We start from the raw sequence: 16,603 nt of genomic DNA on the forward strand, positions 1-16,603 counted from the left end.
CTGCCGGCTTTTTATTTCGGATGCTTCGCGGCGTTCAGCCGACGATCCGACTAGCAGTCTCTGATTGTTGTGGGGATCGGCAGGTCAATGTGGGCAGGTAGCGCTAAACGCCTGACCTGGCTACTTATACCTGCCGCGGCTCCAGCGACACGTGGAGCCTCAAGGAACAATCCGGTGGAGTCATGCCTCTGCTCTCCTTCTGTTCGTTGCGACTGTCGTCGAAGCGCTCATCGCATAACCCGCGGCGTCTCGCAGGCTAGCCCCAGGCCGCGAGGCCATCGAAAGACGGCCGGCTTCGTTGACAATTGGATTCTGCCCCCATGACGCGGGGACGTCAACCTTGAATAGCCGGGTTGCCGAAAAATGTGATCGCGAGACGCTTTGTGAAGCCGGCTGCGCGGGCAGCTTTTGTCAGGAGCGTGTTCGGCCTTTGTTCTTTCCGCTTGCCCGTTCGCGCGAAAGGCGGTTAAACGCTTTGGTCGGGAGTTGTGGCGTCTCTCGAAAAGGCGGCGAAATTACCTACATAGGGGGTGGTCGGGAAAACCCGCCCATCCCACGAATTCCAGATTCTGAGGCGGCGACCGGCGATGGCCGACCATAAATATCTCTCCATTCGCGGGGCACGCGAACACAATCTGAAGAATGTCGATCTCGACCTGCCGCGTGACAGCCTGATCGTCATGACCGGCCTGTCGGGGTCGGGCAAGTCGTCGCTTGCCTTCGACACCATCTACGCCGAGGGCCAGCGCCGCTATGTCGAGAGCCTTTCGGCCTATGCACGGCAATTCCTCGAAATGATGCAGAAGCCGGACGTCGACCAGATCGACGGCCTGTCGCCGGCCATCTCCATCGAGCAGAAGACCACCTCGAAGAACCCTCGTTCGACGGTCGGCACCGTCACCGAGATCTACGATTATATGCGGCTTTTGTTCGCCCGCGTCGGTGTACCCTATTCGCCGGCCACCGGCCTGCCGATCGAGAGCCAGACGGTCTCGCAGATGGTCGACCGGGTGCTTGCGGTCGAGGAAGGCACCCGGCTGTTCATTCTGGCGCCGATGGTGCGCGGCCGCAAAGGCGAGTACCGCAAGGAACTGCTGGAGCTGCAGAAGAAGGGTTTTCAGCGCGTCAAAGTCGATGGCGTCTTCTATGAGATCGCCGACGTGCCGGCGCTGGACAAGAAGTACAAGCACGACATCGACGTCGTCGTCGACCGCATCGTCGTGCGCGGCGATCTGGCGACGCGGCTCGCCGATTCTATCGAGACCGCGCTGAAGCTGGCCGACGGGCTGGCGGTGGCGGAATTTGCCGACAAGCCGCTCGACGCCAGCCAGACCGGCGAGGATTCGGTCAACAAATCGAAGAACGAGACGCATGAACGCATGCTGTTCTCGGAAAAGTTCGCCTGCCCGGTGTCCGGCTTCACCATTCCCGAGATCGAGCCCAGGCTGTTCTCCTTCAACAATCCGTTCGGCGCCTGCCCGACCTGCGACGGGCTCGGCAGCCAACGCGCCATCGACGCCAGCCTGGTCGTGCCCGACGAGAATGTCTCGCTGCGCGCCGGCGCCGTCAGCCCGTGGGCGAAGTCGACCTCGCCCTATTATGCGCAGACGCTGGAAGCGCTGGGCATTGCCTATGGCTTCAAGCTCGGCGACAAGTTCAAGGATTTGAGCGAGGAGGCAAGGCAAGCCGTCCTGCACGGCACCGGCGAGCGCGAAATCACCTTCCATTATGATGACGGTCTGCGCTCCTACAAAACGACGAAAACCTTCGAGGGCGTCATCCCCAATCTCGAGCGCCGCTGGAAGGAAACCGAATCCGCCTGGATGCGCGAGGAGATCGAGCGCTTCATGTCGGCCACGCCCTGCCCGGCCTGCCGCGGCTATCGGCTGAAGCCCGAGGCGCTCGCGGTCAAGATCGCCGGCAAGCACATTGGCGAGGTCACCGAGCTGTCCATCCGCAAGGCCGACCAGTGGTTCACCGATCTGCCCGCTTCGCTCAACGACAAGCAGAACGAGATTGCGGTGCGCGTGCTCAAGGAAATCCGGGAGCGGCTGCGCTTCCTCAACGATGTCGGTCTCGACTATTTGACGCTGTCGCGCAACTCCGGCACGCTTTCAGGCGGTGAGAGCCAGCGCATCCGTCTGGCGTCGCAGATCGGCTCCGGCCTGACCGGCGTACTTTACGTGCTGGATGAGCCGTCGATCGGTCTGCACCAGCGCGACAACGCCCGCCTGCTCGACACGCTGAAGCATCTGCGCGACATCGGCAACACGGTCATCGTCGTCGAGCATGACGAGGACGCCATCCTGCATGCCGACTACGTCGTCGATATCGGCCCGGCGGCCGGCATCCATGGCGGCCACATCATCGCCCAGGGCACGCCGCAGCAGATCATGGCGACGCCCGCTTCGATCACCGGCAAATACCTGTCGGGCGAGCTCGAAGTGGCGACGCCGGCAGCGCGGCGTGAGGCCAAGAAGAACCGCCGGCTGAAGGTCGTCGGCGCGCGCGGCAACAACCTGAAGAACGTCACCGCCGAAATCCCGCTCGGCACGTTTACCGCCGTCACCGGCGTATCCGGCGGCGGCAAGTCGACCTTCCTGATCGAGACCCTGTTCAAGGCGGCGTCGCGCCGCATCATGGGCTCGCGCGAGCATCCGGCCGAGCACGACCGCATCGAGGGGTTGGAATTCCTCGACAAGGTCATCGACATCGACCAGTCGCCGATCGGGCGCACCCCGCGCTCCAACCCCGCCACCTATACCGGCGCCTTCACGCCGATCCGCGACTGGTTCGCCGGCCTGCCGGAGGCCAAGGCGCGCGGCTACCAGCCGGGCCGCTTCTCGTTCAACGTCAAGGGCGGCCGCTGCGAAGCCTGCCAGGGCGATGGCGTCATCAAGATCGAGATGCACTTCCTGCCCGATGTCTACGTCACCTGCGACGTTTGCCACGGCAAGCGTTACAATCGCGAGACGCTCGACGTCCTGTTCAAGGGCAAATCGATCGCCGACGTTCTCGACATGACGGTCGAAGAAGGCGTCGATTTCTTCGCCGCCGTGCCCGGCGTGCGCGACAAGCTGGAGACGCTGAAACGGGTCGGCCTCGGCTACATCCATGTTGGCCAGCAGGCAACGACTTTGTCGGGCGGCGAGGCGCAGCGCATCAAGCTCGCCAAGGAACTATCACGCAAGGCGACCGGCAAGACGCTCTACATCCTCGACGAGCCAACCACCGGCCTGCATTTCCACGACGTAGCCAAGCTGCTCGAAGTGCTGCACGAGCTGGTCGACCAGGGCAACACGGTCGTCGTCATCGAGCACAATCTCGAGGTGATCAAGACGGCTGACTGGGTACTCGATCTTGGCCCCGAAGGTGGTGACGGCGGCGGTGAGCTGGTGGCGTCCGGCACGCCGGAGGACATCGTCCGCGAAAAACGCAGCTATACCGGGCAGTTCCTGAGGGACTTGCTGGAGCGGCGCCCCGGAGGCAAGCGCGAAGCGGCGGAGTGATGGCAAAGAACGGTCTCATCACGGTCCAAAGCCGCTTCGGCGTGGCCGAAACGATCGATCGCCTGGTCGGGACTGTGGAACGTGCAGGATTGCTGGTCTTCGCCCGCATTGACCACGCCGCCGGTGCGCGCATTGTCGAAGCTTCCCTGCGTCCGACCCAGCTTCTGATTTTTGGCAACCCGAAAGGCGGCACGCCGCTGATGCAGGACCGGCAGCTTGCCGGCATCGATCTGCCGGTCAAGGCACTAGCTTGGGAGGACGAGCAAGGCAAGGTCTGGCTCTCCTACAATGACGCGCACTGGCTCGCTGAGCGCCACGGCTTGGGCGACGCCAGTCGCAATGCCGTCGCCGCGATAGCGGCCGGTATGGACAAGGTGATTGCGGCCGCTGCCGGCGCGGGCCAGTTTTGATCATGAGAGCCGCTCGGGCCGATGATCTCCCCACGGTGATCTCGCTCACCACCGACGCCTACGCGCCCTACACTGCCCTGCTCGGCGCACCGCCGATCCCTGTCACCGAGGACTACGCGCCGCGCATAGAACGCGGCGAGGTCTGGCTTTCGGAGCAGGACGGACACCCGGCCGGCTTGATCGTTCTCGAACGACATGCGGACCATACAATGATCTTCAGCGTCGCCGTTGCGCCCGCCTTTCAGGGCAAGGGTTTCGGCATCGGGCTGCTCGACTGGGCCGAGCAACAGACGCGCCTGTGGAGCTTGCCTGAAATCCGACTCTACACCAATGCCAGAATGGAACGGAACGTTTCGTTGTATAAGGCCTACGGCTTTCGCGAAACGGGTCGCCGGCCCAATCCATATCGGCCAGGATGGACGGTCGTCGACATGGCGAAAGCCGTCGAGACGACCGCCATCGCGTGATCCTTTTCTGCAAACCGGGAGGACGACCATGACTCAATCAGGAACAATCCGCGCCGGCATGGGCGGCTGGACCTTCGAGCCGTGGGACACGTCCTTCTACCCGGACAAATTGTCGAAGGCCAAGCAACTGCATTATGCCAGCCGGCAGGTGCCCACTGTCGAGGTCAACGGCACCTATTATTCGAGCTTCAAGGAGCCGACCTTCGTCAAATGGGCCAACGAGGCGCCGGATGGTTTCGTCTATTCGCTGAAGGGCAACCGCTTCGTCACCAACCGCCGCGTGCTCGGCGAGGCCGGGGAATCGATCATGCGCTTCCTCGGGTCGGGCGTCGCGGCACTTGGCGACAAGCTCGGGCCGATCTTGTGGCAGTTCGCGCCGACCAAGAAATTCGACCCGGACGATTTCGAGGCCTTCCTCAAGCTGTTGCCGGAAAAGCAGGACGGCGTTGCGCTGCGCCACGCGGTCGAGGTGCGCAACGACAGCTTCGTCGTGCCGGAGTTCGCCGCCTTGGCGCGAAAGCACAAGGCCGCCATCGTCTATGCCGACCACGCCAAATATCCGGGGATTGCCGACGTCACCGGCGATTTCATCTATGCCCGGCTGCAGACCGGCAGCGACGACAATCCCGATTGCTATACGCCAAAGGCGCTCGACGAATGGGCGGCGCGCGCAAAAACCTGGGCGGAAGGCAAGGTGCCGGCCGACCTGTCGCGCGCCGATCCTTCAACCGACGCGCCGGTCAAGCCACGCGATGTGTTCGTCTACTTCATCACCGAGGGCAAGGTCCGCGCTCCATTCGGCGCCATCGCGCTGATGAAGCGGGTCGCAGGCTGACGCCCCGCTGTCGGTGGTCCGCCTGGCTTGGTCCTAAACTACCGGCTATGCGGCGCGTTCGTCCGGACGCCGATCAACCCTGACCATCTCGTTAAAGGCATCGAGATCGACATAGAAGACCTTGGTGATCTCCGCGATGAGTTCGTCGTGGTCATACCCCTGCGATTTCAGAATGTTGATGGCTGTCAGGATGTCGACGCGCTCCGTGAGCCGTCGTTTCTGGTAGTCCTCGACATAGCGCTCCATTGACTGGCCCTGGCTCCCAAGCACCCGAAATGTTGGACGACAACAGATCGCTGGAAGGGCTTGCGCGCAAGCGTGCGGACGCAGCCGCGCCTTCCCCTGATCTGCCAAGTTGAAACTGGTACGGAAAGCGGCCGACTCACCAAGGCCAAGCAAAATCTAGCACGCAATCTGCAGCGCGCCAGAGTTGCAAAGTAATGGAATCAATAAGAATTCAGACAGTCAGGAATTTGCGGACGTCCGCCCGGTCGAGATCCTCGGCGGGGCCGGTATGGACGATCTGACCGCGGTCCATGATGTTGACCTCGTCGGCCAATTCCCGGCAGAAGTCGAGATATTGTTCGACCAGAAGCACGGCGATACCGGCCTGGTCGCGCAGATACCGGATGGCGCGGCCGATGTCCTTGATGATCGACGGCTGGATGCCTTCGGTCGGCTCGTCGAGCACCAGCAGCTTCGGCCGCATCACCAGCGCCCTGCCGATGGCAAGCTGCTGCTGCTGGCCGCCGGAAAGATCGCCGCCGCGGCGCGCGAGCATCTGCTTCAGCACCGGAAACAATTCGAAGACGTGACCGGGAATGTTGCGATCGGCGCGCTTCAACGGCGCAAAACCCGATTCGAGGTTTTCCCGCACCGTAAGCAGCGGAAATATCTCCCTGCCCTGCGGCACGAATGCGATGCCCGACCGGGCGCGATCATACGCCGCGCTCCGGTCGAGCGCCTTCCCCTCGAAGGCAACGCTTCCGCTCGTCAGCCGGTGATGGCCGACGATCGATCTCATCAAACTGGTCTTGCCGACGCCGTTGCGGCCGAGCACGCAGGTGATCTTGCCGGCGCCGGCCTTCAGCGAGACGCCGCGCAGCGCCTGGGCAGCGCCGTAGTGCAGCGCGGCATTGGAGACTTCGAGCATGGTCAGCGCTTTCTCCAACGCGTGAAGAACGAAAGATCGAAATGATAGAACGGAACGCGCCAGACCATGTTCATCTCCCCAGATAGACTTCGACGACGCGCTCGTCGGCCGAAACGAAGTCGAGACTGCCCTCGGAAAGCACCGAGCCTTCGTGCAGGCAGGTGACCTTGACGCCGAGCTCGCGCACGAAATGCATGTCGTGCTCGACGACGATGACAGAATGGTCGCGCGCGATGTCCCTGAGCAGCCGCGCGGTTTCCTCGGTCTCGGCGTCGGTCATGCCGGCAACCGGTTCGTCGACCAGCAGCAGCTTCGGATCCTGCGCCAGAAGCATGCCGATCTCGAGCCATTGCTTTTGGCCGTGGCTCAGATTGGCGGCGAGTTCGTCACGCTTGTCGCCAAGCCGAATGATGCCGAGGATGTCGTCGATCTGCCGCACGTCCGCGGCCGAGCGACGGTGGAACAGTGCCGGGAAGATCGAGCGCGGGCCTTTCAGCGCCAGCATCAGATTGTCCTCGATCGTGTGGCTTTCGAAGACCGTTGGCTTCTGGAATTTACGGCCGATGCCCATCATGGCGATTTCGGCCTCGTCGTGTTTGGTTAGGTCGACCTCACCGTTGAAGAAAACTTCACCCGCGTCGGGCCGCGTCTTGCCGGTGACGATGTCCATCATCGTCGTCTTTCCGGCGCCGTTGGGGCCGATGATCGCCCGCATCTCGCCCTTGTCGAGCACCAGCGAAAGGTTGTTGATAGCGCGAAACCCGTCGAAGGAAACCGACACGCCGTCGAGATAGAGGATGGTGTTGCTCTTCGACATCAGGCCATCACTCCGCCGGCTGCGGTTCGGCGCCGGAGGCCGACCAGTCGCCCGGCCTTCTCGCCGCCGAGCGGTCGGTTTTCGGCGGCACCGGCGCATCGGGATCGATGCCGACTTCCTCGGCAACCGAGGCCGCCCGCAGCGCCTTGGCGTTGCCGCGCCAGGAATCCCACATGCCGATGATGCCCTTGGGCAGGAACAGCGTGACGGCGACAAACAGTCCGCCCAGCGCAAACAGCCAGAATTCCGGCAGCACGCCGGTGAACCAGGATTTACCGGCATTGACCAGAAGCGCGCCGATGATCGGCCCGACGATGGTGCCGCGCCCGCCGACGGCCGCCCACACCACCACCTCGATCGAATTGGACGGCTCGAATTCGCCAGGGTTGATGATGCCGACCTGCGGCACGTAAAGCGCACCGGCGATGCCGGCCATCACCGCCGACACGGTGAAGGCGAACAGTTTGACGTTCTCCGCCCGCCAGCCGAGAAAGCGCGTGCGGCTCTCGGCATCGCGCACCGCCATTAAAAGCTTGCCGTACTTGGAACCGACGATTGCCCAGGTGACGAAGACGGCAAACGCCAGCATGACGGCGCTGGCCGCGAACAGCGCCGACCGCGTCATGTCGGCCTGCACGTTGAACCCTAGAATGTCCTTGAAATCAGTCAGGCCGTTGTTGCCGCCGAAACCCATGTCGTTGCGGAAAAACGCAAGCAGCAGCGCATAGGTCATCGCCTGGGTGATGATCGACAGGTAGACGCCGGTGACGCGGCTGCGGAAGGCAAACCAGCCGAAGACGAAGGCGAGCAGGCCGGGCACCGCAAGCACCATGATCGCGGCAAACCAGAAATGGTCGAAACCATACCAGAACCATGGCAATTCCTTGTAGTTAAGGAACACCATGAAATCCGGCAGCAGCGGATTGCCGTAGACGCCGCGCGAGCCGATCTGGCGCATCAGATACATGCCCATCGCATAGCCGCCGAGTGCGAAGAAGGCGCCGTGGCCGAGCGAGAGGATGCCGCAATAGCCCCAGACGAGATCGAGCGCCAAGGCGAGCAGTGCGTAGCAGAGGTATTTGCCGGTGAGCGCGACGATATAGGACGGCACGTAAAACGCACTTGTCGGCGAGACCGCAAGATTGAGCAGCGGCACGACGATTGCAACCGCCAGCAGGATGAAGATGGTGATGGCGACGCGGCGGTCGGCGCCGGCGGCAAAGAAGCGTCCCGTGATCATGCTTCCACCGACCGGCCCTTTAGCGCGAACAGACCGCGCGGCCGTTTCTGGATGAACAGGATGATCAGCACCAGGACGACGATCTTGCCGAGCACTGCTCCGGCATAAGGTTCGAGGAACTTGTTGACGATGCCGAGCGAGAAAGCGCCGACCAGCGTGCCCCAAAGATTGCCGACACCGCCGAAAACGACGACCATGAAGCTGTCGATGATGTAGCCGCGGCCGAGATTGGGCGAGACGTTGTCGATCTGGCTGAGCGCGACACCGGCGATGCCGGCAATGCCGGAGCCGAGTGCAAACGTCAGGGCGTCCACCCACGGCGTCCTGATGCCCATCGAGGCAGCCATGCGGCGATTGGCGGTGACGGCACGCATCTGCAGCCCCCAGGGCGTGCGTTTCATCACGTAGAGCAGCACCGCGAACACGCCGAGCGCGAATACCAGGATCCAGAGTCGGTTCCAGGTCACGGCAAGCTGGCCGATATTGAACGAGCCGGACATCCAGGACGGGTTGCCTACCTCCTGGTTGGTCGGTCCGAACATGGTGCGTACGGCCTGCTGCAGGATCAGCGACACACCCCATGTCGCCAGCAGGGTTTCCAGCGGCCGACCGTAGAGGTAGCGGATCAGCCCGCGCTCGATGACAAGGCCGACGAGCGCCGCCACCAGGAAGGCCAGCGGCAGGGCGATGACCAGCGACCAGTCGAACAGGCCGGGAAAGGAATTGCGGATAACCTCCTGCACGACGAAGGTCGTGTAGGCGCCGAGCATGACCATCTCGCCATGCGCCATGTTGATGACGCCCATGACGCCGAAAGTGATGGCAAGGCCAATCGCCGCCAGCAGCAGCACCGATCCAAGCGATATGCCATACCAGATATTCTGGCCGGCATCCCACAGCGCCAGCGTCGAATTGATGTTGGCGATCGCAGCCGTCGCCGCGTCCTTCACCGCACCTTCGGAACTGGCCTCTACCGACGTGAGCAGCGACACCGCATCGCGGTCGCCGCGCGCACCGATGAGCGCGATCGCGCCCAGTTTGTCGGTCTCCGGCCTGTCGGAAACGAGAATCGACGCGGCGCGGGCCTGTTCTAGCAGCGCCTTGACGCTTGCCACGCTCTCATTTGCGATCGCGGTGTCGAGCGGCTCGATGTTTGCCGCGTCCGGCGTCTTGAACATTGTGTCGGCGGCGGCAATGCGCACGGCCGGATCCTTGGAGCCAAGCGTCAGTGTGCCCAGCGCGTCGCGGATAACGCGGCGCAGCGTGTTGTTGACCTTGATCTTGGTGATGTCGGCCTTGGCAGCTTCGCCCGATCTTTCGCCGGTAAGCGCATCGAGCAGCTCGATGCCGTCGCCGCTCTCCTTGCCGACAAAGACCAGTGAATCGGCCTTGCGCACGTAAAGGCTGCCCTCCGCAAGCGCGGCAAGCGGCCGTTCTACGGCCGGATCGCCGGAAGCCGCAAGCTCCCGCACCACGGCTTCTATCGCCGGAAAATTGGCGGCGGTAGCGAATTTGGCGATGACCACGCGCAGATCTGCTTCGCTGGCGTTCGACGGCAGCAGCATCCCCAGGAGAAGGAGCAGCATCAGGCCAATCGCGCGGATCAGGATCATTGGTTTCTGGTGGCTCTTGAAGATTGAATGTCGCCTCCGGGCAGGCTGGAGGAGGAGCCTGCCCGGAGGCTTGCGGGTCTGGGAGGACAGACCGGGAGGATCAGTTGGTTCCCTTGCCGCCGCATTTGCCGGTGGCAACGTTGAAGTTGCCGCAGGACAGAGGCGCGCGCCAATCGGAGATCAGGTCCTTGGAGTCAGGCAGATAGTCGGACCACTCGTCGCCCATCACCAGGCCGGGCGTCTGCGAGACGGTTTCGAACTGGCCGTCGGCCTGGATTTCGCCGATCAGCACCGGCTTGGTGATGTGATGGTTCGGCATCATCGTCGAATAACCGCCGGTCAGGTTCGGCACCGAGACGCCGACCATGGCGTCGATGACCTTGTCCGGATCGGTGGTGCCGGCCTTCTCGACCGCCTTCACCCACATGTTGAAGCCGATATAATGGGCTTCCATCGGGTCGTTGGTGGTGCGCTTGTCGTTCTTGATGAATTTGTGCCAGTCGGCGATGAACTTCGCGTTCTCGGGCGTGTCGACGCTCTCGAAATAGTTCCAGGCGGCGAGATGGCCGACCAGCGGCGCAGTGTCCAGACCGGCAAGCTCTTCCTCGCCGACCGAGAAGGCCATGACCGGGATGTCCTCGGCCTTGATGCCCTGGTTGCCGAGCTCCTTGTAGAACGGCACGTTGGCGTCGCCATTGACGGTCGAGACCACGGCGGTCTTCTTGCCGGCCGAGCCGAACTTCTTGATCGCCGAAACTTCGGTCTGCCAGTCGGAGAAGCCGAACGGCGTGTAGTTGACCATGATGTCTTCCGCAGCGACGCCCTTGGCCTTCAGATAGGCCTCGAGGATTTTGTTGGTGGTGCGCGGGTAGACGTAGTCGGTGCCTTCGAGAACCCAGCGCTTCACCGAACCGCCGTCCTCGCTCATCAGATAGTCGACCGCGGGAATGGCTTGCTGGTTCGGCGCCGCACCGGTGTAGAACACGTTGCGTTCGCTCTCCTCGCCCTCATACTGGACGGGATAGAAAAGGATGTTGTCGAGTTCGCTGAACACCGGCAGCACCGATTTGCGCGACACCGAGGTCCAGCAGCCGAACACCGCCGCGACCTTGTCCTTGGAGATCAGCTCGCGCGCCTTTTCGGCGAACAGCGGCCAGTTGGAAGCCGGATCGACGACCACCGCCTCGAGCTTCTTGCCGAGCAGGCCACCCTTGGCATTCTGCTCTTCGATGAGCATCAGCATGGCGTCCTTCAGCGTCGTCTCCGAGATCGCCATGGTTCCCGACAGCGAATGGAGGATGCCGACCTTGATGGTGTCGTCGGCCGCCTTGGCGGGAACGCTCATCAGCAAGCCGGCGGTGACCACGCCGGCCGAAAACATTTTTGTTATTGTCGAGAAACTGCCCCTCATACTTTTAAACTCCCAAGCTGGTTAACTGCATCGGAACAGACCATGCAACGGCTGTGCCAATCACCGGCGAAAGATCGGAACGTTTGAGATTTCCAAGCTCTGTCAGTCGGTTAATGTATTAGCCGCAGGAGATGAACCTCGCCTGCCAGGTTTGAAATGAGAAAAGATCACTCGTATCAGCCTAAGTTTTACTCATATACAGGCCAATGCCCGAATTTTGAGCAGCATCATATGAGCGCTGGCGAGGATTGCAGCGCCGCAGCGAAATGGGGCAAGTTCGAACCCTTAAACGAGCGACGCCATGGCCTTCCGAACGTCTTGCATTTTCATCACCATGCTTCTGTTGGCGACGACGACCGTAGCGCGCGCCGGCTTCAGCGACGGCAAGCTGCCGGACGGCTCCTATCATTGCGAAGTCTATCTGCTGGGCATGTTCCTCAGCCTCGGCGACATTACCATCAAGGGAAACGTCTATAGCGGTCCGGTTAGCTTCGGCACCGCGCCGCAGAGTTATAACTACCAGATGGATGCAGACGGGGTGATTACCTGGCTGGGTCCGCTGGGCGGCTACACCAGCGGTGGCAACTCGATCTCGCTTACGCAAGCGACGCTGGAAAGCGGAACCACCCCGTCCTTCGACATCATCATGAAGCAGCCAGACGGCGCCTTTACCGCCTCGACCTGCACGAAGCGTTGAAAAGTACGGAACCTGGCGAGCTTCCCTACTCCGAAGTAGAAGCCGCCTAGCTCTCCGCCGCCATGTCGAGCGCCAGCCGGGTCATATCGGTGAAAAGCCCCTGGCGTTCGGAATAGTCGGTCTGCTCGCCGGTTGCCACATTGTCGACGACGGTCAGGATGGACAGCGCCCGGGCGCCGAAATCGGCCGCAATGCGGTAGAGTGCGCTGGTTTCCATATCCACGGCGAGCGCCCCCTGTGCCTGTGCTTCGGCAAAGCGTTCGCGCCCCAGCGGATGATAAAAAATGTCGCTGCAGATCGTCAGCCCGGCCCGATGGTCGATGCCGAGTTCCGCAGCCCGGGCCAACGCCTGGGCCAACAATGCCGGATCGGGGCCGGCATCGGCACGATAGAGCCCAAAAACCTGGCCGCTCTCGGCATTTTCGCCACGCACCGATTGTGCGATCACCAGGCTGCGCAGCGCCGTCTCGGCGGTCAGGCCACCGCAGGTGCCGGTGCGGATCAACGTTTTCGCACCGTAGAAATCCAGCAGCTCGTGCACGTAGACCAGGAATGACGGGACGCCAATGCCGGTGGACTGGACGCTGACAGGCTTGCCGCGAAACAACCCGGTAAAGCCGAGCGCGCCGCGGCGGCGGTTGACGCAGCGCGGCGCTTCCAGAAAGGTCTCCGCCATCCATTCAGCGCGCTGCGGGTCGCCCGGCAGCAGCACCGTGCTTGCGTAGTCGCCTTTGCTAGCCTCGTTGTGTGGCGTCACGGCATGCTTTCCAAAACCCGTCGCCCGTTTCGCCTGCAATCATGGCAGTCTCACGACATTGCGCAAGCGGAGCGTTGGAAGGGTCAGGATTCCAGCATGTCCTTTACGATCGTGGCCAATTGCTTGAGCGAAAACGGCTTCGGCAAGAAGCCGAAATGCGCGTCGGCCGGCAAGTTCTTGGCGAACGCGTCTTCGGCATAGCCGGACACGAAGATAAACTTGATGTCGGGTTGCCGTTTGCGCAATTCGCCAAGCAGCGTCGGGCCATCCATTTCCGGCATCACCACGTCCGACACCACGACGTCGACCTTGCCGCCGAGCGCTTCGTAGACTTCAAGCGCCTCGACGCCCGACGACGCCTCGTGGACGGTGTAGCCGCGCGATTTCAGCGCCCGCATGCCGCCCATGCGCACGGCGTCCTCGTCCTCGACCAGCAGCACCGTGGCCGAGCCCGACAGATCCTTGGCTGAGTCGGCGATCTTGGCAGGGGCGGCCGGCACTTCTCCAGCCTCGCCCGCCGTCCTTGCCTCCGCAATGTGCCGCGGCAGGAAGATGCGGAACACGGATCCCTTGCCGACTTCGGAATCGCAGAAGATAAAGCCGCCTGTTTGCTTGATGATGCCATAGACCATGGACAGGCCGAGGCCGGTTCCCTTGCCAACCTCCTTTGTCGTGAAGAAGGGCTCGAAGATCTTTTTCAGCACATCAGGCGCGATGCCGCTGCCGCTGTCCTCGACCTCGACCAGCACATAGTCGGCCGGAGTGAGTTCGCGGTAGGAAAAGGTCTTGCATTCCCCGGCGCTGACGTTGCGGGTGCGCACCGTGAGGTCGCCGCCGGCCGGCATCGCATCGCGCGCATTGACCGCCAGATTGACCACCACTTGCTCGAACTGCCCGATATCGACCCTGACCGGCCACAGGTCGCGGCCATGGTCGATCTTGAGCTTGATGTCGTTGCCGACCAGCCGGGCAAGCAGCATCCTGAGATCGGCGAGCACGTCGGTCAGGTTGAGCACCTCCGGCCGCAGCGTCTGCTTGCGCGAGAAGGCCAGCAACTGCCGCACCAGCGAGGCCGCCCGGTTGGCATTCTGCTTGATGTTCATGATGTCCGGGAATGACGGATCGGACGGCCGGTGGTTGGTCAACAGCAGGTCCGAGGCCATGATGATGGCGGTCAGCACATTGTTGAAATCATGCGCGATGCCGCCGGCGAGTTGGCCGACCGCCTGCATCTTCTGGCTCTGCGCCATCTGGCCCTCGAGGGCCTTTTGCTCAGTAGTCTCCACGGCATAGACGATGGCCGATTCCTCGGCGCCCTCGCCACCGGTACCGTCTGCGACCGCGTTGACGTAGAAGCGTATGTGGCGCTCCTCATTGCCGGGCAGCACCGTATCGATCGGCTCGATGTCAGCCTGTTGCTGGCGTGCCTTTTCAAAGGCCGCGGCGAAAGCCGGCCGGTCGCGCTCGTGGATCACCGTATCCAGCCGCACACGCCGATCGACCGCGTCGCGGTCGACGACCGAGGAAAACAGCGACAGGAATGGCGCATTGGTGCGCAGGATGCGGCCGGCATGGTCGACGCCGGCTATCGCCATCGGCGTCGAGTTGAAGAACCGCGTGAAGCGTATTTCCGATGCGCGGAGGTCGGCCGAAGCGTCCTCGCCTTGCGTCCGGTTGAGCACGATGGTGCGAGTCGGGCCGTTGAGACCCTCTCGGCTGGCCGAGACACGATGCATGAAGCGCACCGGCAGCGCCTCGCCGGTCATCGTCGTCAGATCGAGGTCGATAACGGCATTGCGCGTGGTACCAGCGTCGGCCTTGACCGAACGGACCAGCGCCATGCCGTCCCCGGCGACGATCTCCGGCAGCGTGATGGCGCCGGGAGTGAAGCTGGCCAGGTCGATGCCCAGCCACTCCGCAAGAGTCGCGTTGATATAGGTCACGCGGCCTTCCTGGTCGGCCGAAAAGAAACCAGCCGGCGCATGGTCGAGGTGATCGATCGCCTTTTGGAGGTCGAGAAAGAACCGCTCCTGCTCGGCCCGTTCCCGCGAGATATCGGCAAGCTGCCAGGCAAGCATGGGCAGCCGCTGGCCGGGAACGCTGAAGGCGCGGGCCCGAACGCGGTACCAGCGCGCGCCCGGTTCGGCGCCTGGCCGAATGGACTGCGCGAGCCGAAACTCGCCGTCGCCCGGCTGGCCGTCCCGCAGGCCTGACGCCAGCCGGTATATGGTCACCGAGGCCTCGGGAACGTCTGAAAGCAAACCTTCGACGGTCTTGAGGTCGGCGGCCGACTCGGCACCCGTCATATCGGCATAGGTCCGGTTGGCGTAGATGATACGGCCTTTGGTGTCGGTGACCAGGAGACCTTGCGACATCGAATCGACGAAAGCTTTCGACAGTTCGTCGCTTGTCGAGCGCGGCGTGATGTGCACGAAGCCGATCGCAGTGGCGAATAGAAAGCCGACGCCGATCATCGCCAGCACGCCAAGCATGCCAAGCAGGAATGGATCGCCAAGGCGCTCGCGGAAAAGGCCGAAGACGATCGCTGCCCCAGTCAGGACGACGATGAAGACGATGAGCCGGGTGACCGCTCCCGGTCGCGTGTTCTGGTCGACGATAGGTACCGGATAGAAATCGCCGCGCGCTTCCTTGGCCATGTGCCCCCTGCTCGTGAATTCCGGTGTCGGTTGAATCATATTCTCAGGGTTGGGAAAAGGCCCGGCTGCAGATGTCCGCTAAAAATGACGCCGTTCGGCTCCCGGCGTTTCAAGCTGTTCACGAAGCGTGAAAGGCAACTTGCGGTGGCCTGCCGCAACAGTCTAGTGTCGCTTCTCTTCGAAAGCTGATTTTGGGGGAACCAATGCTGCAATGGCTGGATGGCGTGGCGGGTCCTGGTTATGCCGCAGCAATCCTATGGACGTTTGCAGTACTTGTCCTTCTGCTCATCATTCTTCTTATCATCAGGCTGATCCGCAGCCTGACGTTCGGGACATTCGTCGCCGGCGGCAGGAACCGCAAGACGCGGCTGGCTGTCATGGATGCCACAGCGGTCGACAGTCACCGGCGGCTGGTGCTGGTGCGCCGTGACGATATCGAGCACCTGCTCTTGATCGGTGGTCCGACCGACGTCGTCGTCGAGCGCGACATCAGGCTCTCGGCGTTGCGGCGCCCGGCATTGACCGGAGACAACGGCCACCAGCCGGCAGCAAGGTCTGCTTCGACCACAGCCGCGCCGGTGAGGCAAGCGCCACCGCAGCCGGCAAGCGTAACCGCGACCCCTGTCCGAGCCCGCCAGACGGCGACGATGCCGGCAACAATGCCGGCGCCGGCGCCGAAATCGGCATCGAACGTCACGCCGTTGCCAAGTTATGGATCCGTCAACGCCAGTGCCTCGCGGCATGCGCAGCCGCCGGCAAGACAGGACTCCCCGGCAAGATACGAGCCGCCGGCACAGCACGAGTCGATTGACGATGCGCTGATGAAGGAGCTGGAGGTTTCCCTCGACGAGCCACGCTTCAGCCAAACGCCGAGCAAGCCGGTGGCGAAGGCATCACCCTCTCTCGACGACGAGATGACGAAGCTCCTCGGCGAGTTGTCCAATCAGAAAAGATAGGCCGATAGCGAACGGCCAATGAAAATGGCCGGAAAACCGGCCATTGTGAACGCTTTACCGATGCCGCTGTTTTTCCCGGCG

14 protein-coding genes are annotated in these 16,603 nt (G+C 62.6%); 6 read left to right on the forward strand and 8 right to left on the reverse strand.

Annotation, left to right across the window (positions count from 1 at the left end; genetic code table 11):
- Positions 1-587 precede the first annotated feature (587 nt).
- From uvrA to NKH90_RS00980, 4 genes are read left to right on the forward strand one after another with little or no spacing between them, the layout of a single operon-like run.
- On the forward strand, positions 588-3,509 hold the full coding sequence (gene uvrA, locus NKH90_RS00965) for an excinuclease ABC subunit UvrA (protein WP_352471703.1): 2,922 nt from the start codon (positions 588-590) through the stop codon (positions 3,507-3,509).
- Positions 3,509-3,919, forward strand: coding sequence for a DUF302 domain-containing protein (locus tag NKH90_RS00970; RefSeq protein WP_352540604.1), 411 nt, complete (start codon positions 3,509-3,511; stop codon positions 3,917-3,919). Before uvrA ends, NKH90_RS00970 begins: the two co-directional genes overlap by 1 nt.
- The gene (locus tag NKH90_RS00975; RefSeq protein ID WP_352816648.1) at positions 3,916-4,386 is read left to right on the forward strand and encodes a GNAT family N-acetyltransferase; all 471 of its coding nucleotides are present in this window, start codon (positions 3,916-3,918) and stop codon (positions 4,384-4,386) included. The genes NKH90_RS00970 and NKH90_RS00975 overlap by 4 nt, the downstream gene beginning before the upstream one ends.
- 28 nt (positions 4,387-4,414) lie before the next feature.
- Complete coding sequence (locus NKH90_RS00980; RefSeq protein WP_352816651.1) at positions 4,415-5,221, forward strand: DUF72 domain-containing protein; 807 nt, start codon at positions 4,415-4,417, stop codon at positions 5,219-5,221.
- A 45-nt stretch (positions 5,222-5,266) separates the two neighbouring features.
- Here NKH90_RS00980 and NKH90_RS00985 read toward each other — a convergent pair whose 3' ends face one another.
- From NKH90_RS00985 to urtA, 6 genes are all read right to left on the reverse strand, one after another.
- Complete coding sequence (locus tag NKH90_RS00985; protein WP_352816654.1) at positions 5,267-5,467, reverse strand: hypothetical protein; 201 nt, start codon at positions 5,465-5,467, stop codon at positions 5,267-5,269.
- A gap of 211 nt (positions 5,468-5,678) precedes the next feature.
- Positions 5,679-6,374 carry an urea ABC transporter ATP-binding subunit UrtE gene (gene urtE / locus NKH90_RS00990; RefSeq protein WP_352682903.1) on the reverse strand — a complete coding sequence of 232 codons (696 nt, stop codon included), beginning with the start codon at positions 6,372-6,374 and terminating at the stop codon, positions 5,679-5,681.
- 70 nt (positions 6,375-6,444) lie between these two features.
- Complete coding sequence (urtD, locus tag NKH90_RS00995; RefSeq protein WP_023674855.1) at positions 6,445-7,191, reverse strand: urea ABC transporter ATP-binding protein UrtD; 747 nt, start codon at positions 7,189-7,191, stop codon at positions 6,445-6,447.
- 7 nt (positions 7,192-7,198) lie between these two features.
- Entirely contained in the window at positions 7,199-8,431 is a 1,233-nt protein-coding gene (gene urtC, locus NKH90_RS01000; protein ID WP_352455696.1) for an urea ABC transporter permease subunit UrtC, read from the reverse strand.
- A complete protein-coding gene (urtB, locus tag NKH90_RS01005) occupies positions 8,428-10,044 on the reverse strand; it encodes an urea ABC transporter permease subunit UrtB (RefSeq protein ID WP_352816657.1) in 1,617 nt (538 codons plus the stop codon). Before urtB ends, urtC begins: the two co-directional genes overlap by 4 nt.
- A gap of 100 nt (positions 10,045-10,144) precedes the next feature.
- Complete coding sequence (gene urtA / locus NKH90_RS01010; RefSeq protein ID WP_352455694.1) at positions 10,145-11,455, reverse strand: urea ABC transporter substrate-binding protein; 1,311 nt, start codon at positions 11,453-11,455, stop codon at positions 10,145-10,147.
- A gap of 301 nt (positions 11,456-11,756) precedes the next feature.
- Between urtA and NKH90_RS01015 the strand changes: the two genes are divergently transcribed.
- Positions 11,757-12,152, forward strand: a complete 396-nt coding sequence (locus NKH90_RS01015; protein WP_352502497.1) for a hypothetical protein — start codon at positions 11,757-11,759, stop codon at positions 12,150-12,152.
- A 46-nt stretch (positions 12,153-12,198) separates the two neighbouring features.
- On the opposite strand, the gene NKH90_RS01020 is transcribed toward NKH90_RS01015, so the two are convergent.
- A complete protein-coding gene (locus tag NKH90_RS01020; RefSeq protein WP_352682887.1) occupies positions 12,199-12,909 on the reverse strand; it encodes a purine-nucleoside phosphorylase in 711 nt (236 codons plus the stop codon).
- A gap of 83 nt (positions 12,910-12,992) precedes the next feature.
- On the reverse strand, positions 12,993-15,566 hold the full coding sequence (gene cckA / locus NKH90_RS01025; RefSeq protein ID WP_352816662.1) for a cell cycle histidine kinase CckA: 2,574 nt from the start codon (positions 15,564-15,566) through the stop codon (positions 12,993-12,995).
- Positions 15,567-15,769: 203 nt separating this feature from the next.
- Between cckA and NKH90_RS01030 the strand changes: the two genes are divergently transcribed.
- Positions 15,770-16,522 carry a hypothetical protein gene (locus tag NKH90_RS01030; RefSeq protein WP_352816664.1) on the forward strand — a complete coding sequence of 251 codons (753 nt, stop codon included), beginning with the start codon at positions 15,770-15,772 and terminating at the stop codon, positions 16,520-16,522.
- Positions 16,523-16,603: the final 81 nt, after the last annotated feature.

Source organism: Mesorhizobium sp. M0898 (assembly GCF_040319695.1).
Classification (GTDB): Bacteria; Pseudomonadota; Alphaproteobacteria; order Rhizobiales; family Rhizobiaceae; genus Mesorhizobium.